This is a genomic window from Flavobacterium branchiarum (assembly GCF_030409845.1).
GTDB classification, from domain to species: Bacteria; Bacteroidota; Bacteroidia; order Flavobacteriales; family Flavobacteriaceae; genus Flavobacterium; species Flavobacterium branchiarum.
Genome location: NZ_JAUFQQ010000003.1, coordinates 1,862,695 through 1,889,278, shown reverse-complemented (window position 1 = coordinate 1,889,278; position 26,584 = coordinate 1,862,695). Strand labels below are relative to the sequence as shown.

General features: G+C 33.2%; 16 protein-coding genes. 2 read left to right on the top strand and 14 right to left on the bottom strand.

The annotated features are described in order from the left end of the window. Nucleotides 1–55: 55 nt before the first annotated feature. The 6 genes from QWY99_RS08985 to QWY99_RS08960 form a co-directional block, all read right to left on the bottom strand. Nucleotides 56–1,741: a RagB/SusD family nutrient uptake outer membrane protein gene (locus tag QWY99_RS08985; RefSeq protein WP_290263938.1), complete on the bottom strand. Its 1,686-nt coding sequence runs from the start codon at nt 1,739–1,741 to the stop codon at nt 56–58. Between the two features lie 10 nt (nt 1,742–1,751). Further along, nucleotides 1,752–4,925: a SusC/RagA family TonB-linked outer membrane protein gene (locus QWY99_RS08980; RefSeq protein ID WP_290263936.1), complete on the bottom strand. Its 3,174-nt coding sequence runs from the start codon at nt 4,923–4,925 to the stop codon at nt 1,752–1,754. Nucleotides 4,926–5,788: 863 nt separating this feature from the next. Continuing rightward, nucleotides 5,789–7,345 (bottom strand): DUF5123 domain-containing protein, encoded by a 1,557-nt coding sequence (locus QWY99_RS08975; protein ID WP_290263934.1) that lies wholly within the window; start codon nt 7,343–7,345, stop codon nt 5,789–5,791. A 35-nt stretch (nt 7,346–7,380) separates the two neighbouring features. Then, entirely contained in the window at nt 7,381–9,192 is a 1,812-nt protein-coding gene (locus QWY99_RS08970; protein WP_290263932.1) for a RagB/SusD family nutrient uptake outer membrane protein, read from the bottom strand. 18 nt (nt 9,193–9,210) lie between these two features. Beyond that, entirely contained in the window at nt 9,211–12,348 is a 3,138-nt protein-coding gene (locus tag QWY99_RS08965) for a SusC/RagA family TonB-linked outer membrane protein (protein ID WP_290263930.1), read from the bottom strand. A gap of 108 nt (nt 12,349–12,456) precedes the next feature. Further along, nucleotides 12,457–13,890, bottom strand: coding sequence for a glycoside hydrolase family 28 protein (locus QWY99_RS08960; RefSeq protein ID WP_290265368.1), 1,434 nt, complete (start codon nt 13,888–13,890; stop codon nt 12,457–12,459). Nucleotides 13,891–14,182: 292 nt separating this feature from the next. Between QWY99_RS08960 and QWY99_RS08955 the strand changes: the two genes are divergently transcribed. Then, nucleotides 14,183–15,211, top strand: coding sequence for a LacI family DNA-binding transcriptional regulator (locus QWY99_RS08955; protein WP_290263929.1), 1,029 nt, complete (start codon nt 14,183–14,185; stop codon nt 15,209–15,211). A gap of 240 nt (nt 15,212–15,451) precedes the next feature. On the opposite strand, the gene QWY99_RS08950 is transcribed toward QWY99_RS08955, so the two are convergent. From QWY99_RS08950 to QWY99_RS08915, 8 genes are all read right to left on the bottom strand, one after another. Further along, nucleotides 15,452–17,068 carry a UxaA family hydrolase gene (locus QWY99_RS08950; protein ID WP_290263927.1) on the bottom strand — a complete coding sequence of 539 codons (1,617 nt, stop codon included), beginning with the start codon at nt 17,066–17,068 and terminating at the stop codon, nt 15,452–15,454. A gap of 19 nt (nt 17,069–17,087) precedes the next feature. Further along, nucleotides 17,088–18,536 (bottom strand): tagaturonate reductase, encoded by a 1,449-nt coding sequence (locus QWY99_RS08945; protein WP_290263925.1) that lies wholly within the window; start codon nt 18,534–18,536, stop codon nt 17,088–17,090. Nucleotides 18,537–18,732: 196 nt separating this feature from the next. Next, nucleotides 18,733–19,401, bottom strand: coding sequence for a bifunctional 4-hydroxy-2-oxoglutarate aldolase/2-dehydro-3-deoxy-phosphogluconate aldolase (locus tag QWY99_RS08940; protein WP_290263921.1), 669 nt, complete (start codon nt 19,399–19,401; stop codon nt 18,733–18,735). An 11-nt stretch (nt 19,402–19,412) separates the two neighbouring features. Then, entirely contained in the window at nt 19,413–20,435 is a 1,023-nt protein-coding gene (locus QWY99_RS08935) for a sugar kinase (protein ID WP_290263919.1), read from the bottom strand. A gap of 266 nt (nt 20,436–20,701) precedes the next feature. Further along, a complete protein-coding gene (gene uxaC, locus QWY99_RS08930) occupies nt 20,702–22,108 on the bottom strand; it encodes a glucuronate isomerase (protein WP_290263918.1) in 1,407 nt (468 codons plus the stop codon). Between the two features lie 21 nt (nt 22,109–22,129). After that, a complete protein-coding gene (locus QWY99_RS08925) occupies nt 22,130–22,912 on the bottom strand; it encodes a gluconate 5-dehydrogenase (protein ID WP_290263916.1) in 783 nt (260 codons plus the stop codon). A gap of 6 nt (nt 22,913–22,918) precedes the next feature. Then, nucleotides 22,919–23,755 carry a 5-dehydro-4-deoxy-D-glucuronate isomerase gene (gene kduI / locus QWY99_RS08920; protein WP_290263913.1) on the bottom strand — a complete coding sequence of 279 codons (837 nt, stop codon included), beginning with the start codon at nt 23,753–23,755 and terminating at the stop codon, nt 22,919–22,921. An 81-nt stretch (nt 23,756–23,836) separates the two neighbouring features. After that, entirely contained in the window at nt 23,837–25,282 is a 1,446-nt protein-coding gene (locus tag QWY99_RS08915; RefSeq protein WP_290263911.1) for an MFS transporter, read from the bottom strand. Nucleotides 25,283–25,636: 354 nt separating this feature from the next. Here QWY99_RS08915 and QWY99_RS08910 point away from each other — a divergent pair, with 354 nt between their 5' ends. After that, nucleotides 25,637–26,581 (top strand): alpha/beta hydrolase, encoded by a 945-nt coding sequence (locus tag QWY99_RS08910; RefSeq protein WP_290263909.1) that lies wholly within the window; start codon nt 25,637–25,639, stop codon nt 26,579–26,581. The last annotated feature ends 3 nt before the right edge of the window (nt 26,582–26,584 follow it).

The following is a 26,584-nucleotide window of genomic DNA, read 5'->3' as shown; positions in this document are numbered from 1 at the left end:
TTTAACTAACTCAAAAAATAATAATTCCAAAAAACTATCAAATTACTAACTCTTTTTAATAGGCTGGATTCTGAGGGAAATCTTTATTTCTATTTAAATCTAGCGCGGCTTGTGGTATTGGTCTTAAAATTTTAAGAGCACCATTTTGTCCATTAAATACTCCTGCATTTGTGATTTTAGGATTATGTAAAACTGTTCTTTCTACTAATGTACCAGTACGTTTTAAGTCAAACCAACGATGGTATTCTCCTAATAATTCTCTTCCTCTTTCGTCTAATATTGTATTAATATCAACTGAAGTCAATACAGGAATTACTCCTGCTGTTCCTCCTCCAGCTCTTCTTCTTACCTCGTTTAAACGTGCTAAAGCCGATCCTGAATTACCTGCTTTATAATACGCTTCGGCTGCAATTAAATACGTTTCACCAAGTCTTGCTATAATAAAATCACGTGTACTACTTCTGTTAGTTGCAGGTGTTACAGGTGTTGTATTGTAGTTTGCACTTGTTGCTCCACTGTATGGTGCTAAAGGATCATCAAACTTACGAACTGGAATTAGATTGTAATCTCCTCCAGCGGCAGCCGATGAAGAATAAGTTCCCCAATCGTGATATACAAAACCAGTGTTTTTTCTTGAAGCGTTTGCTGTATTCCAAGCTGTTTTGTCGGCTGGCGTAAACCATCTAGGCTCATAAAAATGAGTAATTTTTAATGCTGTTTTATCAGCTACATTATAATAATCATAGTACTTAGCATAAATTTCATTCATAAAAGTACCTTCCCAACGTTTATCCCCTTTTTCATATAATGATAAAGCATAAACAGTCGGACAAAGTGTGTAACTTCTATTTGGATAAGGATTCCCTGCTGCTGCTGCACCTAAGTAAGAGCTAAACCAATAGTTTTGTGAACTTCCTAAAGAAGTAGTTCCTGTAGCATTTGAAGCAACTGAAAATTGAACAGAGAAGATAGTTTCTGCATTCATTTCGTTTCCTGGTTTTACAACATTATCAAATGTTACTGCTAGTGCCTGACCATTAATTACCTGATCTGCTAAAGCTGCTGCTGTTGTAAAGTCTGTTGCAGCACCAAAGGTTTCGTACCCTCTTGTTAGATATACTTTTGCTTGTAAATTTTGAACCGCTCTTTTATTAACTCTTCCTGTATATGATGTTGTACTAACAGCAGGAAGTGCTTCATTGAGATCTTTCAAGATTTGTGTATATACCTCTTCAGCCGTATTTCTATCAAATGATGTAACTGCAGTATTAAAATTTTCTAAGACAACTGGAACACCTCCATAAGTTTGAACTAAAAGAAAATAGGCATTAGCTCTTAAAAACTTTAGTTCTCCTATTCTTGTATCTAATGTGCTAGATTTTTCGGTAATACCAGCATAAAACAATCCTTTATTTGCCTGCTGAATAGCAGCGTAACAAGTTCTGTACAATTGATCTACTCCTGCCGATGATGAGGACAGTGTTAAATATTTACTTAATCCTTCTGGTTCTTGATTTCTTCCTTCAGAATACATATCTGTACCTGCTTCAAACAACCATGGATCTCCTCCATAAACATCTTTTAGCATTGCATAGTTTGTATTAACCAATGATTCAAATCCAGTTGCAGTAATAAAATATTTTTCTGCAGAACCATAGGAACGATTATCTTCATCGATATAATCAGAGCAAGAATTTAGCGTCGTTACCAGTATCCCTATAATTACTATTATTTTTTTCATTTTTTTTAATTTAAAATTTTAAACTTAATCCCATTTGAACAGTCATTGTTGATACACGGTTAACTGCTAATCCAGCAGTAGCCCATTCTGGATCGTATCCTTCATAATGTGTAAACACAAACGGATTCAACACATTTACATACAAGCGCATGCTTTTTAGTTTTAGTTTATTTAGTAACTCATCATTCAAACTGTATCCAAAGGCTATATTTTGAATTTTAACAAATGAAGCGTCTTTATAGAAAGCAACATTGTTTGTATCATAATAAACTCCAGCTCCTCTTGGTAATGGATTTGTGTTTGAATATTGTGCAGGAATTCCAGCTCCATTTTCAGGAACATACCAATTGCCTAAATCTAACTTTTGACGTCCTCTATCTGTAACATCAGCAAAGTTGTCATGGAAACCACTAAATACAGTCATTCCTTGATTAGTGATTAAAGACATTGATACATCAAATTGTTTAACTCGCAATGTAGTCGAGAAACTTCCTGACCATTTAGGATCATAGTTTCCTAAAATAGCTCTATCGTTATTGGCATCAATTTTACCATCATTGTTTAAGTCTTTTACTCTTGCTTCTCCTGGTTTTTGACCGTAGGATAATGCCAAAGCTCTATCGTTTTCTTGCCATACCCCATCAAAAACATAGTTATAATAAGAATGGACATTTTCTCCGATAAATAAATTATTCCCAACATCATCCACTTTGTCTTGTCCGTAAATAGAAACTAATTCATTTACGTTTTTAGTAAAAGTAAAACTAGTTTCCCAAGACACATCTTTAGTTTGGATATTCTTAGTTACCAAAGAAACCTCTACTCCTTTATTGCTTATAGATCCTACATTTGAAGTAACTGTAGGAACTCCAATTTCTAATGGTAAGGCTTGTTGGAATAACAAATCTTTTGATAAACGATCATAAACATCTACACTTCCAGAAATTCTGTTATTAAAAAAACCAAAATCTAATCCTATGTTTATCTCTTTTGTTTTCTCCCAAGTAAGCGCTGTATTTGCTAAAGTTGGAGAAATAAAACCATTAGCTGCTACACCATTAAAATCATAATAAGTAGGTGCTCTTAAAATACTTAAACTTGAATAAGGTGATACATTATCATTTCCTGTATAACCAACACTTCCTCTTAATTTAAAATTAGAAATGAAACTTAGTTTTTTCATAAATGCCTCTTCATGAACATTCCATCCTAAAGCTACAGAAGGGAAAGCAGTCCATTTATTTCCATCAGCCAAAACCGAAGAACCATCATATCTTACTGAAGCTGTCAATAAATAACGTCCTTTGTAAGCATAATTAAAACGAGCTGCGTATGATTCTAATGTGTTTTTAGAGAAAGGAATAAATCCGCCTGACGGAATTAAAGCTGTTCCTCCTGATGGAGTTAATGTATAAGAGTTTTGCGCTCCTGACGGAAGGTTATTGAAACCCGTTTCGAAAGGATTTTCTCTTGAAGATGAAAAATATGTTTCAGTGGTATTAGAATAGAAACTTTGAAGTCCTAAGAAACTAAATACGTGTGCGTCTTTTAATGTATAATTAATATTAAACTGGTTATCCCACGTATAATTAAAATTTTGCATATTGGTTACGTCTCCAGATGCTAAACTTTTGTTTTTAAGTCCAAAATCAGTTTGTGCTCCTAAAGATCTACCTTCTCTTGCATCTGTTTTACCTGCCGAAAAAGTCGATTTAAATGACAACCAACTAGTCGCTTTATATTCCGCAAATATATTCCCAATAGTTGTCCATCTGCTTACTTCATCACTCGAATTTGCAATTTCTAAAAGTGGATTGTATGAACCTGTTTTGTTTATTCCAAGCACTCCATTTGGATATCTTAATGTACCCGGTTGTTGCGCGTATGTGCCGATTATTTCATTTCCTTGTGCATCAATTGCCCATGGCGAAGTATAAGGATTTTGTCTAAAAGCTTCTTGCATAGCAGTACCACTTCCTAATTGCTCATCTGTTTTTGAAAGAGTAAGATTTACTCCAAATGAAATTTTGTCATTTATTTTATGATTCAAACCTGCTTTAAAAGTGTATTTATCAATCCCTTCATTATCAATAACTCCAGTTTCTTTTTGCAAACCTAAACCTATGTTATAAGACAATCCATTATCAGCACGACCAGAAACTGTAAAATAGTTATTTTGTGTCATACCTCCTTTAAGTACAGCATCTTGCCAGTTATAACTTTGGTTATTAGCTACTCTATTAAACAAAACTCCATTTGTACCTGATTGTCCAACTGCTGCATTTAATTCTGTTGGATCTATATCCATATATGTAGGGTTGGTACCCGATATTGTAGTTGCCAAAAATGCTGATTGATGGTAATACCACCATTTATCTGGACTCATCAATCTTGGTAATCTTACTGCTTGTTTGTTACCATAAGAGCTATCAAAAGTTACGGTAACTCCTGCCTTAGCATTTGTACCACTTTTTGTGGTAACTATAATAACACCGCTTCCTCCTCTTGAACCATAAATTGCCGCCGAAGAAGCATCTTTAAGCACATCCATTCTAGCAATGTCTTGTGGGTTTAAAAAGTCAATATTATCTGTAGGAACTCCGTCTACCACAAATAGGGGTTTTGAACCGTCTTTATTAATGGAGTTTGCTCCTCTGATAATAACATTAAAACCATCGCCAATACGTCCAGAGTTAGAAGTTACCTGAACTCCAGCGATACTTCCTTGAATTGCTTCCATAGGATTGGTAACATTTCTCTCGGTTATTTTTGCAGAAGTCAATGTATTTACTGCTCCAGTAACATCCGATTTCTTAACAGTTCCGTATCCCACAACCACTACTTCTTTAAGAGAATTAGTATCTTCAATAAGACTTATATTGATTCTTGATTTTCCTGCTACGCTAACTTCTTGATTCTGAAACCCTAGATAACTAAATACTAAGATTGCTTTGCTACTGCTAACATTTATTTTAAAACTTCCTTCAAAATCTGTCGAGGCTCCATTTTTAGTTCCTTTTTCTAAAATATTCACTCCTGGTAGGGATAATCCAGCGGCATCGGTCACTTTCCCTTCTATTACAGTCGATTGAGCATTAATTGTGTTGCTCAACAGTAAATTCAGGAAAAATAAAAATACAAGATTGTATTTTATTTTTTTCTTTGATAATTGTTTAATGTTCATAGTTTGGTTTTAATGGTTTGGTTAATTGGTAATATCTCTTAACTCCTAATTGACTTTACTTCTATTATTTATATTGATAGGTATTTATAAAACGTATGCTTTTACTATTCTTTAGTAAATAATCCTAATCTATTTTCTTGCGATCAATCCCTCTTTTCAATCGTTTGGTTTCTGTAATAGAGCGAACCTATTTTCTATATAAAAAAACCAACATTATAATCACATTAAAACGGCAACCATTTAAGATGTTATAATCTTATTTACAATCATCTACATCAATTATTATATTAAAAAACAACAATTTTGTAATCGATTACACGAAAGTATAAAATTTGTTTCAATGAGCCAAATAAAATTAAATAAAAAATACATATTTAGTTTATATACAGGGATAAAATTACATTAAGTATAAAAAAACTGATAATTAATTATTATAATACCTTACAGTTTTGTAAAAATTAGAATTATAGTAATCGATAACATTTTTTAAGTAGCAAAAGCACTGAGGTACTGAGACGCTAAGGTTCTAAGAAAGGGAAAACTGACACTGGAAAAATAACCGCAAAGTCCGCAAAGGTTTTCGCAAGGTGCACAAGGCTAAACTGTAAACTGTAAACTGTAAACTGAGACTGAGACTGAGACTGAGACTGAGACTGGAAAAATAACCGCAAAGTCCGCAAAGATTTTCGCAAGGTTCGCAAAGCTAAACTGAAAACTGAGACTGAATACTGTAAACTGAGACTGTAAACTCAACAATAAAAATCTAAGAATGTCTAACAATGTCTAATAAACTAAGTAGTTTAAAAAAAAGAGGCATGCAAAAAATTGCACACCTCATTTAAATTTAATCTATTGTGATAACTTTATTTGAACCAGCGAGGGTCTCCAATATTGTTTTCTTTTATTGTTTGATTTCCTATAGTAAAATCACCATCTGTAGCATTTGTAAACTTAGGATCTAATGTTGAATAACTAGTCGAATTATCAAATTTTATAGGAGTTGCTGCTGTAGCGTAAAGTGCTCCCGAATTAAAATAATTATTGTTTACAAATGTTGGAGCAACTGTTGCTGCTTGATTAGCATAAATCGCAGCTGTTTGTCCAAATAATGTATTTCGAATAGTTGTTGCGTTAGAAACAAAACGCACATATAACATTCTATTCGAGAGTGTCATAAACTTGTTGTAAATCGTACAACCATCAATTAAAATATTAGTTGTTAAGCCTGTTCCTGTTAATCCAGTGGCATTATCGATACGAATAAAATCACGTCCAGATGCACAGTTATTAAACGTACTGTTTTTAAGTGTAATCTGTCCAATATGTGCAACTCTAAAATCAATAAAATCACCTCCTGTAGTTAATACATTTGTGACAATAGAATTCTCTACTGTTGCAGAAGTAACCTTTGTATTCGCTAAACTTGAAGAAATCAATGACTTTACAAAATCATGAATTACACATCCGCTTATCAAAAGTGGCCCATAAGTTACATTCGCTTCATTATATTTAACTAGATCTGATAGTGATTTATCACCATTTAAATCTAAATCGATTAAACTCAACATTGATGATCCATTGCCTAAATTGAAATTTACATGCAACAACGGTTTCTTAAAACTATATAAACCTCTAATTGTAATCGGTTTATTTATAGCTATTGTTCCTTTAAAAACTGTGTAATCACCTGGCATCAATACTAATACTGCCCCAGGAGCAGCATCGGCAATTTTTGCACTTAAATCATCTTCTGGTTTTACCAATATTCCAGTTCCAATATCGATTCCTGTGGTAAAAGTAAAGTAACCTCTTTTTTTAGCTCCATTAAACAACTCTGCTGTATAAAGCGTTTCTCCTTTCAATCCTCCTATTACTGCTATTCCTTTTATCTTTTCCTCAGGCGTAATATTGTGTTTAATCGCTCCCGGATTTACAACAATTTGAGTTACATTACTGCTCGCTGTCCATCTTAAAGTAACTTTATTTGATTCAATATCTTCCTCTTGACTAGCTAAAAATAGTTGTTCTGATAAAGTTGTTGCTTTAGTAATTGTCCATTTAGAATCTTCTAATCCTGTAGTGCTTACTGCTTTTAATCGTATTGAATAAACCGTTTCTCCTTCTAATTGTACTCTGATAGGTAATTCTTTAGGACTAACTTTTACAGTTTTATAAATAGTTTTAAAGTCAGGATCATCTGCACTAAATTCTACAACATAATGATCTGCACTTTCGTTTACTGTCCAATTTAGCTCAACAAATGTTTGGTTTTTAATAGACGCTGTAATCCCAATAGGAGAAAATTCTCTCATTGCTCCTATTCCGCCTAGCAATCCTTCATTATAACTTTCACAGCTAGAAACAGCAACAGTAAGTAACAATGAGGCTATTAATCCTTTTAGTAAATATTTTATTTTCATAAACATAATAATTTATAATTAGTTTTTAGTACCTATTAATAGCCGTAATCATTGAACAATTTCCCGTTACTTCCTTCTAGAATCATTTGCCATATCGGCCAAAATTGTCTCGTATTTGGATCGATTCCAACTTTATAAATTGAATTTATCTTGCTATCTGTAAGTACATTCCAAGCAAAAGAGGTATAATCTGCTCCTGGATTTACATTTTCTCCACGATTTAGTCCGTAAATTTCTAAACTAACATTATCTGCTTTATATTTATAATACAAAGTTGTAGGCACATCTGCATACTCCCCTGTATGTTTTTGTAAATCAAACATTTTTTGCTTTGCTTCATCTAATTTTACTTTAAGTAAATTCCAACGAATAAGAGCTTGTTTACGTTCCATTTCACCTGTAAACTCATATTTATTCTCCTCTACAATAGCATTAAACATTGCTGTTTTACCACCTAAATTATTCACATAATTATCTACTTTTTGAGCTTGATCAGCTGGTGTAAAAGCTCTTCTACGAATTTCTTTTAGGTAAGGTGCAGCGGCTGCAGGGCCTTCTAATTCATTAGCGGTTTCAGCTGCAATTAAAAGTACTTCTGCATATCGCATATAAATCTTGTTTACTCCATCGTCATTAGTAGAAGTAACTAAACGTTTCATCCATTCATAACGGTATTTTCCAAAACACCATTTATTTAATGCTGCCAATTCTTGCTTAGCAATTCCATTTACAGGCTTACCATATATATAAGGCACACAGGTAACATCTCTACGAGTATCTGCTTTATCGTAATCATAGAAAATAAAAGGAAGTGGTCCTGCAGTTCCTCCACGATTAGCTCCGTTTTTATGAAACTGATCGCTATCTGTATGCTTTACAGCAAAACTATACAACATTCTACCTCTACCATCTGCAAAAGGGATTTCCCAAAGTGACTCACCTCCTGCTGTAATAACTTCTTGGTTGTATTTTCTCCAGAAAGTTTCAAATGACGGTTCCAAAATAGCTTTACCACTCAAGATTACTGAACGGGATTCGTCTAATGCCAATTTATACATTTTTTCTACCGAAAGCTCTGTGTCATTACTTCTACGAACACCATCAGGATATTGCTGAAATCCACTTGCTACCAACGCTAAACGAGCGCGGAGTCCTTTTACAAAAGCTTTATTAATACGCTCCACACTATTAGTTGCTGCACTTTCGTTTGGCCAAGGTACTAGCGTCGCCGCTTCACCTAAATCTTGAATAAGTTGCTTGTATATAACATCACGACTTGATTTTGGTAAGTATAACGTCTCACTATTTACAGGTTCAAAACGAGCAGGAACATCACCATGAGCTTTAAGTAAATCTGCATAATAAACTGCACGTAAAGTCAGCGCTTCTCCTAACAAATATCCAAATTCAGATCCTGGTTTTGGATCACCATATTTACGAATTCCGCGTATGCAAATATTCGCACGTTCAATACCCGTATACATTGAGGTCCACGGATTACCTCCACCTCCATCAGTCAGCGCAATACTCATTTGACTGTTATTTGGCTTTGCATCATAAATACTTAAACCCGGCTTATCATCAGAAGTTGATTCTGAAGCATTATACCATTCAACATCAGTATTAAAACCATAAAAAGGAAGAAAGCGCCCCCTATGTCCATTAGTATCAGCAAATGGAATTTTAATTCCATCTACCGCACTTTTAGTTAAACCTTCATTAGAAAAAACTTCCGCTTCTTCCAATGTCGATATTCCAGGTGCATCTAATCCTTCATCTGTAAATTCCTGACAAGAACTAAAAAGACTTGCTAAAATCAATCCTGCCATTATTATTTTATATTTCATCTTTTGATACGTGTTAAATTAAAAATTAAGATTTAAACCAAAAACTAATTGTCTGCTACGTGGAAACGCTGAATGATCGACACCTGGAGTTAATGGTGTTTTTCTTCTTGTTGAAACCTCTGGATCTGGTCCTGAATAGTTTGTAAGTAGAAAAACATTGGTAGCAGTTAGGTAAAATCTTAATTTTGAAACTCCCAGTGCTGAAATAAGTGAATTTGGAGATGTGTATCCTAATGTAAGTGTATTAAGTCTTAAAAAAGAGCCGTCTTCAACTGCCCAATCGCTAAAAACATAACGATTCATATACGGTGACCACATTGTTGTATTTGCATTAAGAGCAGTTAACTCTGTAGGATCAGTCACCAATTGTCCTGTAGAAGGATTTAGATTTGTCCATCTTGAACCATCAGCCATTTCTGTACTTAAATTTCTATATTGCCCAGTTGGCGTAGAAGTAGTAAACTCAATTTTATTTGCGTTATAAACATCATTACCTACACTATAATTAAACGAAGCTGAAAGATCAAAACCATATGCATTACCATTAATTACAAAACCTCCACTAAATTTTGGGTTAGAATCACCAATTATAGTACGATCGGCTACAGTCACTACTTTATCTCCATTTATATCCTTAAGCTTCATTGTTCCTGGCTGAACTGTTCCAACAATTCCTGAACTATTAACTACTCCTTCTTTTAAAGTGTATTTGGTTCCATCAAAATCAAAATCAGATACTTCATAACGACCATCGTTTTTAAAGCCATACATTGCACCTATAGACCCTCCCTCTTTTACTAAATAATCCCCATCAATAGCTGAATTCCAAGTACTTGACTGATTAAAACTATCCATTACTCCAAGTGAGTTAATACGATTTTTATTTACACCAATATTAAATGAGAAATTTAAACCATAATCCTTTTTTTGAATTGCTATTACATTTAAAGTAGCCTCAAAACCTGTGTTTTGAGTTTCTCCCATATTTCTAAATTGACTCGCATAACCTGATCCTGGTATAAGGAAATTTAATAAAAGATCTTTTGTTACATTTTTATAAACTTCAAATGAACCATTTATACGGCTTTTGAAAAAGTCAAAATCAAGTCCTATATTTTGAGTTACCGTTGTCTCCCATTTTAAGTCTGGGTTCGTTAAAATATTAGGTGAAGCCAAGTAATTGTCAGAACCATTTATCCAAGATGACGTTGTTGATTCTAAAATTTGTACGGTTTGTCCCGTTGGAATATTATTATTCCCTGCCTCACCATAACTCAATCTAAGTTTAAGTAAGTCTATCCAAGATACCTCTTTTAGAAAGCTTTCTTCAGACATTTTCCAAGCTACTGCCGCTGCTGGGAAATATCCCCATTTATTACCTTTTGCAAATTTACTAGAACCATCAGCACGATAGGTTGCTGTAAAAAGATAACGGTCTTTATAATCATAATTTATACGTCCAAAGAATGAAAGTAATTTATCATCTGCAAAATAATAATTATCAACTGAGAATGGTTTAGCCTGTGAAGTCAGTTTTTTTGCTTGATCGAAATCGAAAAATTTAGGAAAACCTTGTAAAACTGTATTTACATCATTTCTTTGGTAGTTTATCGATTCTTCACCTACAAGGATTTTTAAATTATGATTTTCTCCTAATGACTTTTTGAAATCATAATTTAACGTATTTGAATTTCTAAAACGAACATCTTTACGATCACTCATTGTAAGTGCTGGCATTCCTTGAAGTGTAGCCGCTGGTTTATTTGCAACGTAATACGTTGAACGTCCGTAAAAACGATTATCTAAATAGTTATAATTATCTAATCCAAAATCTGTTTTAAACACCAATTTATCAGTCAGTTTCCATGAAAAACTCCCCAACATATTAAAGTTTTTTCTAAACTGCTGGCGATCATTATCGGCTACAGCTACAAAAGGATTTACAAGATAACCCGATACTGCTTCGTCTGTATCATCTGTTGTTAAGCCAGGCATTGGAAGTGGTGAATACCCCACAGCATGCTTTAATCTTGAGTCATTTGAAGAAACTTCATTTTGCTCATTTGCTCCTCCTCCGTTTACCTGTGTATTAGAGTAACGCATTGTAAAAGCTAAATCAATTTTGTCACTTGCTTTACTTTTTAATGCAAGCGATAAGTTGTCTCTTTTAAAATCAGAACCTACCATTATCGTTTTTTCATCGTAATGCGCATAATTAAAATTAAAATTAATTTTATCCGAACCACCACGTATTCCTAAATCACGACTCTGAACTTCTCCTGTACGTCCGTAAATTTGTTTTTGCCAGTTATCTCCTTTTATTCCTTTATAAATATCATAATCTTGCCATGCCCCAAAATATTTCTCATAAGAATCTGCATTTCCTTTTGCAAGCAAAGCGTATTCGTATTGCCACTTTACGAAATCTTCTGGCTCAAGAACATCAATTTCATTGGCCATTTTTTTCATACCATAGAACATATTAAGGTTCACTGCTATTTTTCCTTCTTTACCACCTTTGGTTGTTATGATAATAACCCCATTGGCACCTCTCGATCCATATATAGCCGTAGATGAAGCATCTTTTAAGGTTGTAATAGTCTCTATATCTGATGCAGAAACATCATTCATCCCATTTACAGGAAAACCATCTACTATTATTAATGGAGAACTATCTTGAGTTAAGGAACCACCTCCACGAATTCTAATTTTAATGTCTGAGTCTGGAGAACCTTCTGAAGACACAACCTGAACCCCAGCTATTCTACCCGTTAAAGCTTCGGCAACATTAGCAATTGGCGTTTTTCTAACATCATTACCCGATAAAGTAGAAACAGCTCCCGTTAAATCACTTTTTTTAACTGTACCGTATCCAACTACAACAACTTCATTTAATGTATTGGCATCCTCATTTAATATAATGTCAATTTTATTTTTTCCAGCTGGAGAAACTTCTTTAGTTTTAAATCCCATAAATGAGAAAGTCAATACCGCTTTTGGATTTGAAAGTTTAATCTTGAAATGACCATCAAAATCAGTTGAGACACCATTCTTTGTCCCTTTTTCTAATACATTCACTCCGGGTAAAGTCATTCCTGTTGCGTCTTTAACAGTACCTTCAACTGTAATATTCTGAGCAAAAATTTGATTGCTCATGAAAATTATCAGAAAAAAGGTCCAGACAAAATAACTTCTTATCCCTTTTTTTAATAAATGGTTATTGATCATAAATTTGGTTTTAATAGTTAAGGTTTGTTTAGGTTATTATTTTATGTTTTTCATTTTAGTACCATTGATATAGGTATTATTAAACTTTAAATTCTTTACATGCTTAAGCGAATATGGTTTTTCTACTTTTTCGATTCTAACATTGGTTAATGTAATATTTTCTATAGGAGATTCTTCATAACCATCGGCTAGGATACCATATTTCCCACCGTTTTTTACATTAATATTTTCTAGATGTATATTTCTTATTGCAGGAATAAAATTTCCGACTTGGCTACCATAAATATTGTAAAACATGGTTACTCTTAAGACCGATTCTGCCACAGTTCCAACTTCAATATTTCTCACATAAACATTTTCAGTAAGTCCACCTCTTTTAGAATTAGTTTTAATTCGAATAGCTCTATCAAGATTTGGGCTATCCATGATGCAGTTTTCAACAAAAACATTACTTACTCCTGCAGATATTTCACTTCCCATTACAACTCCTCCATGACCATCGATCATTTTACAGTTTTGAACTATGATATTTTTACTCGGAATTCCAACTCTTCTTCCATCTCCATCACGACCCGATTTTATTGCAATACAGTCGTCTCCAGTGTTAAAAGTACAATTTCTAATAATTACATTCTGAGAGTACTCTGGGTCACAACCATCATTATTAAGACCATGACTTATAATAGTTACACCATCGACAATTACATCTCTTGATTTCATCGGATGAATAACCCATGAAGGGACATCGATTATTTTAACATCCTTAACTAAAACTGTATTACATTCGAAAAATTCTAAGAAGTTAGGACGTATATAATGTCCTTCACCAAAAACTCTTTCAGATACAGGAGTTCCAATTTCTCCCATTTCAACTAAAGCTGGGCGGTTAAGAGGATCATTTTGACTAGGCATTCCTTTTTCCCATCCATATCCTTTACCTGCCCATGTCCACCAGTTTTTAACACTAGCTTGCCCATTAAGCGTTCCTTTTCCTGTTACTGCAACATTCGTTTTATTGTAAGCATATATAAAAGGAGAATAATTCATCATTTCTGTACCTTCAAATGAGGTATGAACTATTGGGTAATCTTTAGGGTTGGTACTGAATAAAATCTCTGCATTATCCTCTAAAAATAGATTCACATTGCTATCTAAATGAATCGCTCCTGTAAGGTATTTTCCATTAGGAACCACTACCTTTCCTCCACCGTTTGCAACACAGGCTTCAATTGCCTTTTTAAATGCTAATGTGTTATCTGTAACGCCATCTGCAAGCGCACCATATTCATTTATGTTAAAATTTTTATCAGGAAATTTTGTAGTAGGAATTTTTTTAATTATTTCTTCCATTTCTTTCCAAGGATTTTTTTGGGCTAATAATTTGGAAGAAGTCAGACACGATAAAAATAAAGCTGTAATTACTATATAAATATATTTAGTATTCGCTAGTATTGATTTGTTTATAAGCATTGTGGTATGGTTTTTAAAATTCATGTTTCAACGATTATATCTTTTAATGTAATCGATTACACGAAAATATATAATTACTTTGAATGCGCCAAATATATTTAGATAAAAATTATATATTTAATTTTTATTCACAAAAAAAAATATATTTAGTGTAAAAAAACTAGTAATTTATTATGATAACATCTATTTAACAACAGTTACCAGAGAATTAAAGTAATCGATAACAACAACAGTTAGTTTATGATAAAAAATTCTTATTTTTGTAACGGATTAATAAAAAAACTACTACAGCATGAGCGAAAAAATAACTATCTATGATATTGCTAAAAGATTAAACATCACAGCTGCTACAGTATCTAGAGCGTTAAATAACAATCCTAAGATTAAAGAGAGCACACGCAAGTTAGTAATGGAAACTGCCGCTGCTATGAATTATAAGCAAAATAGACTTGCTTTAGCTCTTCAAAGCGGAAGAAGTAATAATATAGGCGTAATAGTTCCTCGTATTGACAGTAACTTTTTTGCCTCAGTTATTAGGGGTATCGAAGAAGAACTGCATCCACATGGTTTTCAAGTTATTATTTGCCAAACTCACGAAGATCCTAAAAGAGAAAATGAAAACCTTCATACATTACTTGATGCTCAAGTAGATGGGATTTTAATGTCGGTTACAGATGTAAGTAACGAAAATGATGCTGCTTTTAGACACATAGTAAATAATAATGTACCTCTGATATTTTTTGATAGAAAAAAAGATATTGCAGGAGTAAGTTCAGTAACCATTGATGACTTTAAAGGAGGATACGAAGCAACTAAACATTTAATAGATCAAGGTTGCAAATTCATTGCACACTTTTCTGGAGATCAATCTCTTGAAATTTTCAAAAACAGGTTTCTTGGTTACAAACAAGCTTTGCTTGATAATGGATTATCGTTTGATGAAAAATATGTTATTCAATCAAAAAGTAGCGTCGATGCTGGTAAAGTAGCATTAAATACTTTGATGCAATATGATACGCCCCCAGATGCTATATTTTCTTCAAGTGATTTTGCAGCTTTGGGAGCCATTCAAGAATTGAAAGCAAGGGAAATTAATATTCCTGCAGAATTTTGTGTAGCTGGTTTTAGTAACGAACCATTTACAAAATTCATGGAACTCTCTATTACTTCTGTAGATCAGTCTCCATTAGAAATGGGAAAAATGGCTGCACGTGTTTTCTTAGAGCAAATGGATAAAACCGATAAAATAATGATCGAAAAAAAGGTAGTCCTAAAACCTGAATTGCATATTCGTAAATCATCTGCAAGAACTACCGTTTAATATTTTAGCCATATATCTATTTAAAACAAAAATACCTAACAGGTTTTAAAAACCTGTTAGGATATAAATAAATAACTTTTTAGGTTCAAAGCTTTGCGAACTTAGCGAAAATCTTAGCGTACTTTGCGATAAAACATTACATCTATTTTTGACTTCAAAGCTTTGCGAACTTAGCGCAAATCTTAGCGTACTTTACGGCTAAACACTACAAGCTTTACAATTAAATTCTACATAATAACCTTAAAGCGAAACCCCTCTTTTCCAAGGAATAAAGTCATTCTGATTTAAAATAGCGGCTTTAGTTTTAATTTTTCCACTAGCAACATTAATTATGAATTCTAACATTTCATCTCCCATTTCCTCAATAGATTTTTCACCAGTAATAATACCTCCTGTATCGATATCAATAATATCCGACATTTTTGCTGCCAATTCAGAATTCGAAGATATTTTCACCACAGGTGCAATTGGGTTTCCAGTTGGTGTTCCTAGACCAGTCGTAAATAAAACAATATTAGCTCCAGATCCTACCATTGCAGTAGTACATTCCACATCATTTCCTGGCGTACAAAGCAAGTTTAAACCCGGTTTTGTAATGTATTCTCCATAATCAGAAACTCCAACAATTGGAGAAGTTCCTCCTTTTTTAGCCGCTCCTGCCGATTTCATTGCATCAGTAATCAAACCATCTTTGATATTACCCGGAGACGGATTCATATCAAATCCTGAACCTGCATCAACAACCGTTTTTTCATACCATTTCATTAACTCCAAGAAACGTTTTCCGCTCTCATCCTCAACACAACGATTTACCAACTCCTGCTCTACTCCACATAATTCAGGAAATTCAGATAGGATTGTAGTTCCTCCTAATGCAGCCAATAAATCAGACGTTATACCCAATGTTGGATTTGCAGAAATTCCAGAGAATCCATCCGATCCACCGCACTCTAAACCAATTGTTAGTTTAGATAACGGGGCTGGTTTTCTTTCTAATTTATTCGCTTTTTTAATCGCTTCAAAAGTGTCTTTTACAACACTACTTAACATCGCTTCTATCGTTCCGATTTGCTGTTGATCATAAATTAAAACAGGCTTTTTGCTATTCGGATTTATTTCATCTAAAGCATCTTTAAAAATCTGAATCTGAAGGTTTTGACAACCCAAACTCAATACAGTTGCTCCGGCAACATTAGGATTATTTACATAACCTGCTAATAATTTAGCCAAGCTATGTGAATCCTGGCGAATACCGCCACAGCCACCTTGATGTGTGATAAACTTTACTTCAATATTTTTAAATAAATCAGTATCGTTAGCTTTATTTTCATTACCCGAAACGCCACTTTCACTACTTACTAAAGAACGAAGTAATAATTGGTAATCGTTTTCTTTGGGCTTCATCAACTCTTTTTCAAAAATATCTTTTAATATTTCGATGTTTCTGTTTTCACAAAAAACCAATGGAAAAAACAACCAAACATTTTCAGTTCCTACTTGTCCATCTTCTCTGTGATATCCATCAAAAGTTCTATCCTTCCATTTATCGATATTTGGAACAGTCCAACCTATGGATTCTGTTTTTTCGAATACTTTTGCACTTTCATGTTTTACATTACTAGTAGTAAGTACATCGCCTTTTACAATTACTTGACTAGCTCTACCCACCAAAACACCATACATAATGATTTTTTCATCTGAGGCAAAATCAGACAAAGCAATTTTATGCTTCGATTTGGTATCTGAAACCACTGTAATAGTTTCTCCCTCAAACTGAATAGTTTCTCCAGCAACTAGATTTACTAAGGCTACAGCTACATTGTCAGTAGGATTAACTTTTATTATTTTTTTTTGCATGGTAAAATGTATGAGGTTATTATTTTAATTTCTTTGCAAAATTGGCAAAACCTTGCTCAATTCCATTCAATTCAATTTCTGATAAAGCAATTGCAATTGCATCTTTTAAAGATGTAATAGTCGTTAAATCTTCGTCCCAGAAACTTTTATTTTGTAATACCTGAGTTGCTATTTCATAATAATCATCCGATTTCCAAACTTCTTTAAATACAGCAACTATTTCTTCGCTATCATTAACAGGTAAAGTTTGGTTTTGCCAAGTGCCTTTATAAAAACGAATCAAACAAGCAAATGCAAACGTTAAATGAATTGGAAGCTTGTTATGAATTGCAACATACTCGACTAAACTTGGCAAGACACGAACTTTAAATTTTGAAATAGAATTTAAGGCAATACTTGATAGCAAATGCTTGATAAATGGATTTCTAAAACGATCTAAAACTTCATGTGAAAAACTAATTAGTTCCTCTCTATCCATATTTAATGTGTCATTGATTTCATCAAAAACAGCTCTATTTACAAACTCTCCAGTAAATGAATTATCAACAGTTTCTTTTACTGTTTCATTTCCATAAAGCAAAGAAAACGGAACCATTGCAGTATGAGCACCGTTTAGAATTCGAACTTTACGCGTTCTATACGGTTGCATATCAGAAACGATCTTCACATCCAAATCAGTCTTTTCAAACGGAAGCTTTGCTTTTAATTTATCATCGCCTTCAATAACCCATAAAAAGAAAGTCTCGGCACTAACAATCAAATTATCTGAATAATCTAGCTGTTTATTATATTCTTCGATTTCATCTTTTGGATATCCAGGAACAATACGATCTACCAATGTATTATGAAATGTACAATGATCCGAAAGCCATATTGTAAAATCAACTTCAAGACTCCAATCTGAACAATATTTTAAGATAATATCTTTTAAAGTATCTGAATTATAATTAATTAATTCACAAGGAATAATCGTTAGCCCTTTTTCTTTATCTCCATTAAAATGTTTAAATCTTTCGTATAAAAGCACCGTTAACTTTGCAGGAAACGAAACTGGAGGTTGCATGGTTGGCTTATCAGTAGCGATATATTCAATACCAGCTTCTGTAGTATTAGAAATAATAAAAGCCAATTCTTCTTCTTTGGCTAAAGCCAAAAAATCAGCAAAAGAAGCATATGGATCAACGGCTTTTACAATATTGGTAATTAATTCTTTTTCTTGAATTTCATTCCCTTTTTTTATTCCTTTCATGAATAAAGTGTACAATCCATCCTGATCATTAATCATGTTTACAAGACCTTTGTCAATAGGCTGCACTACAGCTATTCCTGCATTAAAATTAGCATCTTGATTTAGTTTCTGAAAAGCAAATTCTACAAATGCTCTTAAAAAATTTCCTTCTCCAAATTGAACAATTTTTATTGGAAGTTGCTCTGATAACCCTATATTTTCTCTATTTAATTTTTTCATTAGTCTAACTTAAAGTGTTGTATATAACTGAATTAAACTTCTTTTTTTTTAGTTGTAAAAGAAACATTATACTTGTTTACAAACAAAACTTGTTGTGAGGACTGGCAAGGTTTATTTTTAAGAATAATGTTCTGTTACAACATAAAAATCAAAAAAAAAATTTAAAAACAATCTTTAGGAATTTATACTCCGTATTTTATTTTCTAATCTTTTTAATAATCTCAAGTACTTGACTGACTTTGTTTTTTAATCCCTCAAAATCATTATTGTCAACTATCTCTTTTGAAATTAATTGCGAACCAATACCTACGCATGTTGCCCCGGCATTTAACCAAGAAGACAAACTTTCTTCGGTTGGTAAAACTCCACCTGTAGGCATTATACTTGTCCATGGAGATGGGCCTTTTACTCCTTTTATGAATTCTGGACCATAAATATCAGCTGGAAATAATTTTACAATTTCACAACCTAACTCTTCTGCTCTAGCAATTTCAGTAAGTGATCCACAACCTGGAGACCATAATACTTTGCGGCGATTACACACAATTGCGATATCTTCTCTAAGCACTGGGGTTACAATAAAATTTGCTCCCAATTGCATATAAAGCGAAGCCGAAGCAGCATCTGTAACCGATCCTACTCCCAGAATCATTCCTGGTAATTCAGCCAATGCATATTTATTTAAAGCTCCAAATACTTCAAAAGCAAAATCACCTCTGCTTGTAAACTCCATTAAGCGAGAACCTCCATCGTAACAAGCTTTTAAGACTTTTTTACTTATTTCTATATCTGAATGAAAAAATAGCGGAATCATACCGTTCTCTTTCATTACCGTAGCTACTTCAATTCTTGTATATTTTGCCATTTTTATATTTTTTATCTAGATACTAATCCCGTAGAATTACCGTCTAACATATTTTCAACTTCTTTTAATGTCACCAAATTATAATCTCCTGCAATCGTATGTTTTAAACAACATGCCGCTACTGCAAAATCTAATGCTTTTTGTTTATTATTTTGATATTCCAATAAACCATAAATTAATCCTCCCATAAAAGCATCCCCGCTTCCTACACGATCTACCACAGGTGTTACTTCTTGTACTGCTGCTTGATAAATTGATTTTCCATCAAATAATATTCCTCCTATTCTTTGGTGAGAAGCACTTACAGAATAACGCAAAGTCGTTGCTACAGTTTTTAAATTCGGAATAACCTCAAATAATTTACTGTATAAAATAGGAAGTGATTTTTCATCCTGATAATTAGGATTTACCTTAGGGATCCCCAACATAAAATAGGCTGTATCGATATCTCCCAAAATAACATTACTATATTGCAACATCTCCGGCATCACATCACATGGTGCTTTTCCGTATTGCCAAAGTTTTGATCTATAATTTAAATCACATGAAATAGTAATACCCAATTTATGAGCTACTTTAATTGCTTCTAAACAGGCTTCTGCTGCACTTTGAGAAATAGCTGGTGTAATGCCACTCCAGTGAAACCAATTTGCTCCTTCTAATACTTTTTCCCAATCAATTAATCCTTTTTCAATAGTTGCCATCGAGCTATGCGCACGGTCATAAACTACGTTACTGCCTCTTGTTCCTGCTCCTGTTTCTAAAAAATAAATTCCTAAACGCTCTCCTCCATAAATTATATTTGGGGAAGCAACGTTCATTTTTCGCATTTCTTTTACCGCCGAAGCTCCAATTTCATTTTCAGGTAATCGGGTAATAAACTCTGCATTTACACCATAATTAGCCAGAGAAACACAAACATTAAATTCGCCTCCTCCATAATTGGATCCAAATGTTTTGGCCTGAGAAAAACGTAAATGCCTCTCTGTAGAAAGACGCAACATAATTTCGCCGAATGCAACTACTTTATTCATTATGAATTATTTATTATGAATTATTTACTGTAATACTTTAAAAAAAATAACCGCAAGGTTCGCAAAGTTTTCGCAAGGTTCGCAAAGCTTTGAACCACCAAGAGATTAAGAAAAATTAAGGTTTAGTCTTTAATAGTTTGTTTTACCACAAATTAAAAGGATTTTATCCCGACGCTTTGGGATTGCGATCTTTGCGAAACCCTTGCGAACCTTGCGTTTAAAAAACTTAATAGTTCAGAACTTTGCGATTAATCGGTTAATCACCTTTAAAACTTAAAATATTCCTTAGCATTATTATAAGAGATATCCTGAACCATTTTACCAATCCATTCCATATCATTAGGTAATTCACCACGTTTAATTTCGTCACCTAAAAGATTACAAAGTATACGTCGGAAATATTCGTGTCTAGGAAAAGATAAAAAGCTTCTAGAATCCGTTAGCATTCCAACAAAACAGCTAATCAAACCCATATTTGAAAGCGCATTTAATTGCTTAGTCATTCCGTCTTTTTGATCTAAAAACCACCATCCAGAACCAAACTGCACTTTACCTCTGATACTACCATCATTGAAATTTCCAATCATAGTTGCCATCACTTCATTATCGGCAGGATTTAAATTATATATAATTGTTTTAGTCAATTTATCTTTGCTATCTAAAGCATTTAAAAAAGCAGACAATTTTTGCGCTTGTGGGTAATCACCAATAGAATCCCAACCTGTATCAGGTCCCAAAATTCTGTGCATTCTAGCATTATTATTTCTTAAAGCACCTAAGTGAAACTGTTGCACCCATCCAAATTCATGATAGGTTTCAGACAAAAACAATAAGACTGCACTTTGAAATTTCAATCCTTCCTCGGGAGTAATTGTTTGATTTTCTCTTTTCTTTTTGAAGATTGAATTTATTTCACTTTCCGTAAAATTCTCAAAGTAAATTTGATCCAATCCATGATCGCTAAGCTTGCAACCGTTATTCGTAAAATATTCAATTCTATTTTTTAATGCAGTACATAAATCAGAATAAGAACTAATTGTAACTCCTGCAACTTCTCCTAAAGTATCTATGTATTGATTGTAACCATCATTAGAAATTAGAATAGCTTTATCGGGCCTAAAAGCAGTACTCATTTTAGTTCCAATCGGATTTTGAGTTAGCTTTTGATGGAACTCTAAATTATCTATAGGATCTTCGGTTGTACACACTAATTCAGCATTTACTTTTTTTAGTAAGTTTTGTGTGCTATATGCTTCTGAATTTATTTTCTCTGAGGCTTCTATATATATCTTCTCTGCCGATTTTTCATTCAGCAAATCATAGATATCAAAATAGCGAGCCAATTCTAAGTGCGTCCAATGATACAAAGGATTACGCATGGTATATGGAACAGTTTTTGCCCAATTCATGAATTTATCTTTGTCTGAAGCATTTCCTGTTATAAATTGCTCATCAATACCTAATGTACGCATGGCACGCCATTTATAGTGGTCGCCGTTTATCCACACATTAGTGATATTATTAAAAATAGTATTATCTGCAATATGCTGTGGTGATAGATGATTGTGATAATCTATAATCGGTTGATTTTTAGAATAATTATGATATAATTCTTCCGCAAATTTATTTTCTAGTAAAAAATTATCGTTTATAAAAGATTGATTAGTGCTCATAGTAATAATTAAAAAAAGTGATTATTCGTTTGATGGTTTACCAATTGTGGCTAAGATTCCACCATCAACATATATAATTTGCCCGTTTACAAATCGACTAGCTTCAGAAGCTAAAAAAACTGCTGTACCTGCTAAATCCTCTGGATCTCCCCAACGTCCTGCAGGAGTTCGGCTTATGATAAATTCATTAAACGGATTTCCGTCTACGCGAATTGGTTCCGTTTGTGAAGTAGCAAAATAACCTGGGCCTATTCCGTTAACCTGAATATTATGTTTTGCCCATTCAGTAGCTAAGTTTTTGGTAAGCATTTTTAAACCACCTTTTGCAGCAGCATAAGCAGTTACACTGCTTCTACCTAACTCGCTCATCATCGAGCAGATATTAATAATTTTACCTTCATTACGAGCAATCATATTTCGTCCCACTAGTTGCGACATAATAAAAGCTCCAACCAAATCAACATCTACAACTCTACGAAAATCTTCGATTGGCATGCTTACCGCAGGCTCTCTCTTTATTATTCCTGCATTGTTTACCAGAATATGAATTGGGCCTTGATTCTTTTCGATTGCCTCAATTTGCTCGGCGGCAACTTTTTCATCCGTGACATCAAAAATATATCCTGATGCTTTATATCCTTTACTTTTGTAATAAGCAAGTGCTTCTTCTAGTTTACTTGGTGTGGTACTACTAATTACTAACTCAGCTCCAGCTTGCGCCAAACCTTCGGCCATAGCCATACCAAGACCATGTGTACCTCCTGTTATTAGAGCTCTTTTATTGGTTAAATCAAATAATTTCATAGTACTTTATTTAAGTTCGTTTGGTGCAACGATATCCATATCTCCGTAATCTAAATTCTCACCTGCCATTCCCCATATAAAAGAATAGTTTGATGTTCCTGCTCCTGAGTGAATAGACCATTCAGGCGATAAAACAGCTTGATGATTCTGCATAAAAATATGACGTGTGTTTTGTGGCTCACCCAAGAAATGACAAATTGTTTGAGGAGCTTCTAAATCAAAATAGAAATAAGCTTCCATTCTTCTGTCGTGCGTATGTGCAGGCATCGTGTTCCAAACATTGCCGGGTAATAACTCTGTTAATCCCATTTGTAACTGACATGTTTGAACAATACTGTTAACTATTAATTTATTTAAAACCCTGCGATTTGCAGTCTTTTCATCTCCTAACTGAATTACCTCGGCATTTTCTTTGCCAACTTTTTTATTTGGAAACTTAGCATGAGCTGGAGCCGAATTGATATAAAATAAAGCTTGTTCACCACTAACACTTGCAAACAAAACTTCTTTGCATCCTGAACCGACATACAAAGCTTCTTTTTTATCTAATTCAAAAACTTCTCCATCAACAGTAACAGTTCCTTTTCCACCAACATTTATTATTCCTAATTCTCTTCTATCTAAAAAGTTTTCTGATTTTAAATAGGGTATCGTCTCTAGTTTTAAAACTTTTCCAACGGGCATAATTCCTCCAACAATATATCTGTCATACATAGAATAGGTTAACTGTATTGCATTCTCTACAAACAATTTCTCAATTAAAAACTGAGCTCTTAATTCGTCAGTACCATATTTTTTAAAATCTGTTGGATTGGTCGCGTATCTAAATTCAAAGTTTGTCATAATTTCTTTTTAATAATGTAATCGATTACAAAGTTATAAATTATATTCTAATTAACGATATAAACAAATAATAATTTCGAGTTATAAATTAGTTATAGGACTGTATTTTGGTACTAAAAGTTTCATTACTGACCATCCTGTTAAATAACAGATAGCACATATTGAAAAAATGATAAAATAACCAGCTTCAATTCCTTGAAAACCCATAAATTCCATGTTGGTTTCTTTGCTAAAATCAAATAATAAACCAGATCCTTTGTTGATTAAAGTAGAACCAACCCCTCCAGCAAGACCACCAATACCAGTAATAGTAGCAATTGCTTTTTTAGGAAACATATCTCCAACTGTAGTAAATATATTAGCAGACCAAGATTGGTGAGCAGCTCCCGAAATTCCAATTATAATTACAGGTAACCAATAACTAATATGCCCTAATGGTTGTGCTATTAATGCCAACAACGGAAAGAATGCAAAAATTAACATTGCTCTCATTCTTCCTTCATAAGGATTCATACCTTTTTTTTCTACGAAATAAGTTGGCAACCACCCACCGATTATTGATAACAAAGTAATCATGTATAAAACAAATAATGGTAAAGCAGCTTCTGTAGAATCCATTCCATAAACAGAACTCAAATAAGCAGGAGTCCAGAATAAGAAAAACCACCAAACTCCATCAGTCATAAACTTACCAAAAGCAAAAGCCCATGTTTGTTTATATTTAAAGCAATCCATAAAAGAAACTTTATCGGTATTTGCAGGTACATATCCTTCTAACTTACTATCTGCAATATCATCTTGTTGTATATATTCTAATTCTGCAGCACATACTTTTGGATGTCTTTCGGGCTTATCATACATAAAAACCCAAAATCCCATCCATACAAAACCTAAAGCACCAATAATAATAAAGGCCATTTCCCAACCAAATGATTTTGCAATAAAAGGAATTGATATTGGCGCTGCCAATGCTCCAACGGTAGCACCTGCATTAAATATGCTTGTAGAAAATGCTCTATCTTTTTTAGGGAAATATTCAGCAGTTGTTTTAATCGCGGCAGGAAAGTTACCAGCCTCACCTACTGCCAAAATAAAACGAGCAAAAATGAACAAGGTAACACTCACGTTAATTACCATTCCAGTATCATTAATTGTACTAATAATTTCTTTAGATTCTTCGAAACCTACGAACCAATGTCCTGTTATTATTCCCGAAGTAGCAATACCACAAAAAGCATGCAAACAAGCCCCTAAAGACCAAATTCCGATAGCCCAAAGAAAGCCTTTTTTGGTATCTAACCAATCCACAAATCTACCTGCAAACAATAAAGAAACTGCATAAAAAATTGAAAATAAAGCAGTAATATTTCCATAATCATTATTTGTCCAATGAAACTCAGGTGCAATGTAATCGCTCCAAGTTAACGATAGAACTTGTCTGTCTAAATAATTAATGGTTGTAGCAAAAAATAACAAGGCACATATACTCCAGCGATACTTTCCAGCTGATTTAGTGGTTTGGTTCATGATTTTGGTTTATTATGGTAGTTAAAAATAATTCGCTTTATTTCTATCGATTAATGTCTAAATTTTGAACACAAATTAAATTTATGTAATCGATTGCACAAATATAGTTTTTAATACTAACTTTGCAAATAAATTAAATATATTTTTAAAAAAACTAATTAAATAAACATATAGAATAAAAAAAACAAAACATAACTAAGTATTAACTAACATATCTGTTAAATATACTTTTTCCAAAAATAATGCTTTATATACGCAAAAAACAAGATGAAAATAATTTTAAAAAAAAATAAAATGAAAGCATCTTAAAGAAACTTCAAATAAACCTTATCCTAAAATTTTAAATTCCTTTAAATGAAAAATGATACTAAGATCAAAAATTGCGTTTCTGTTACAATCCTAATTATAATTTTAAAACTAAGCGCACCGCTATATGGACAAGATAAAATAATTCCGCTATGGACAAAGGCAATTCCAGACGCTATCCAAAACACCAATTATAGAGAAACCGAAATTAATAAAGATCAAACAGTCGTTAGGATTAGTCAGGTTACAACTCCAACAATAAGCATTTTCTTGCCACATGAAACTAAGTCAAATGGTACGGCGGCTTTAATTTTCCCTGGTGGAGGATATTCACATTTATCAATAGATAAAGAAGGAATAAAAGTTGCAAAATGGCTAAACACAATGGGGATTACAGCGTTTGTGATAAAATATCGATTACCTAGCGATTTGATAATGCAAAATAAAACAATTGGACCATTACAAGATGCTCAAGAAGCTATGCGATTTATTAGAAAGAATGCCAATCAATGGAATTTAGATACAACTAAAATTGGCGTTATTGGCTTTTCTGCAGGAGGTCATTTAGCTTCAAGTTTGTCAACTCACTACAATGATGTTACCTACAAAACAGATTTTACAATCAGTGCTCGACCGAGTTTTTCTATTCTAATTTATCCTGTAATAAGCATGATTAAAGAAGTTACTCATAAAGGATCAATGACTAATTTATTAGGCATAAATCCATCAAAAGAAGTAATCGATAAATTCTCGAATGAAGAAAGTGTTACTGCTAACACACCTCCTGCTTTTATTGTTCATGCGACAGACGACATAGCGGTCCCTTCAGAAAATAGCATTAAATATTATTTAGCTCTGAAAAAAAACAATGTGCCTGCAGAATTGCACCTATACGAAAAAGGAGGACATGGATTTGGTTTAGGCGTAAATGGAACTAGTCAATTTTGGACAAAAGATTGTGTAGAATGGCTAAAACAAAATGGCTATTTATAAAGA

Bases quoted from the DNA above. Each gene is read 5' to 3' on its own strand.
- QWY99_RS08985 (WP_290263938.1), bottom strand. From the start codon at position 1,741: ATGAAAAAAATAATAGTAATTATAGGGATACTGGTAACGACGCTAAAT.
- QWY99_RS08980 (WP_290263936.1), bottom strand. From the start codon at position 4,925: ATGAACATTAAACAATTATCAAAGAAAAAAATAAAATACAATCTTGTA.
- QWY99_RS08975 (WP_290263934.1), bottom strand. From the start codon at position 7,345: ATGAAAATAAAATATTTACTAAAAGGATTAATAGCCTCATTGTTACTT.
- QWY99_RS08970 (WP_290263932.1), bottom strand. From the start codon at position 9,192: ATGAAATATAAAATAATAATGGCAGGATTGATTTTAGCAAGTCTTTTT.
- QWY99_RS08965 (WP_290263930.1), bottom strand. From the start codon at position 12,348: ATGAGCAATCAAATTTTTGCTCAGAATATTACAGTTGAAGGTACTGTT.
- QWY99_RS08960 (WP_290265368.1), bottom strand. From the start codon at position 13,890: ATGCTTATAAACAAATCAATACTAGCGAATACTAAATATATTTATATA.
- QWY99_RS08955 (WP_290263929.1), top strand. From the start codon at position 14,183: ATGAGCGAAAAAATAACTATCTATGATATTGCTAAAAGATTAAACATC.
- QWY99_RS08950 (WP_290263927.1), bottom strand. From the start codon at position 17,068: ATGCAAAAAAAAATAATAAAAGTTAATCCTACTGACAATGTAGCTGTA.
- QWY99_RS08945 (WP_290263925.1), bottom strand. From the start codon at position 18,536: ATGAAAAAATTAAATAGAGAAAATATAGGGTTATCAGAGCAACTTCCA.
- QWY99_RS08940 (WP_290263921.1), bottom strand. From the start codon at position 19,401: ATGGCAAAATATACAAGAATTGAAGTAGCTACGGTAATGAAAGAGAAC.
- QWY99_RS08935 (WP_290263919.1), bottom strand. From the start codon at position 20,435: ATGAATAAAGTAGTTGCATTCGGCGAAATTATGTTGCGTCTTTCTACA.
- uxaC (WP_290263918.1), bottom strand. From the start codon at position 22,108: ATGAGCACTAATCAATCTTTTATAAACGATAATTTTTTACTAGAAAAT.
- QWY99_RS08925 (WP_290263916.1), bottom strand. From the start codon at position 22,912: ATGAAATTATTTGATTTAACCAATAAAAGAGCTCTAATAACAGGAGGT.
- kduI (WP_290263913.1), bottom strand. From the start codon at position 23,755: ATGACAAACTTTGAATTTAGATACGCGACCAATCCAACAGATTTTAAA.
- QWY99_RS08915 (WP_290263911.1), bottom strand. From the start codon at position 25,282: ATGAACCAAACCACTAAATCAGCTGGAAAGTATCGCTGGAGTATATGT.
- QWY99_RS08910 (WP_290263909.1), top strand. From the start codon at position 25,637: ATGAAAAATGATACTAAGATCAAAAATTGCGTTTCTGTTACAATCCTA.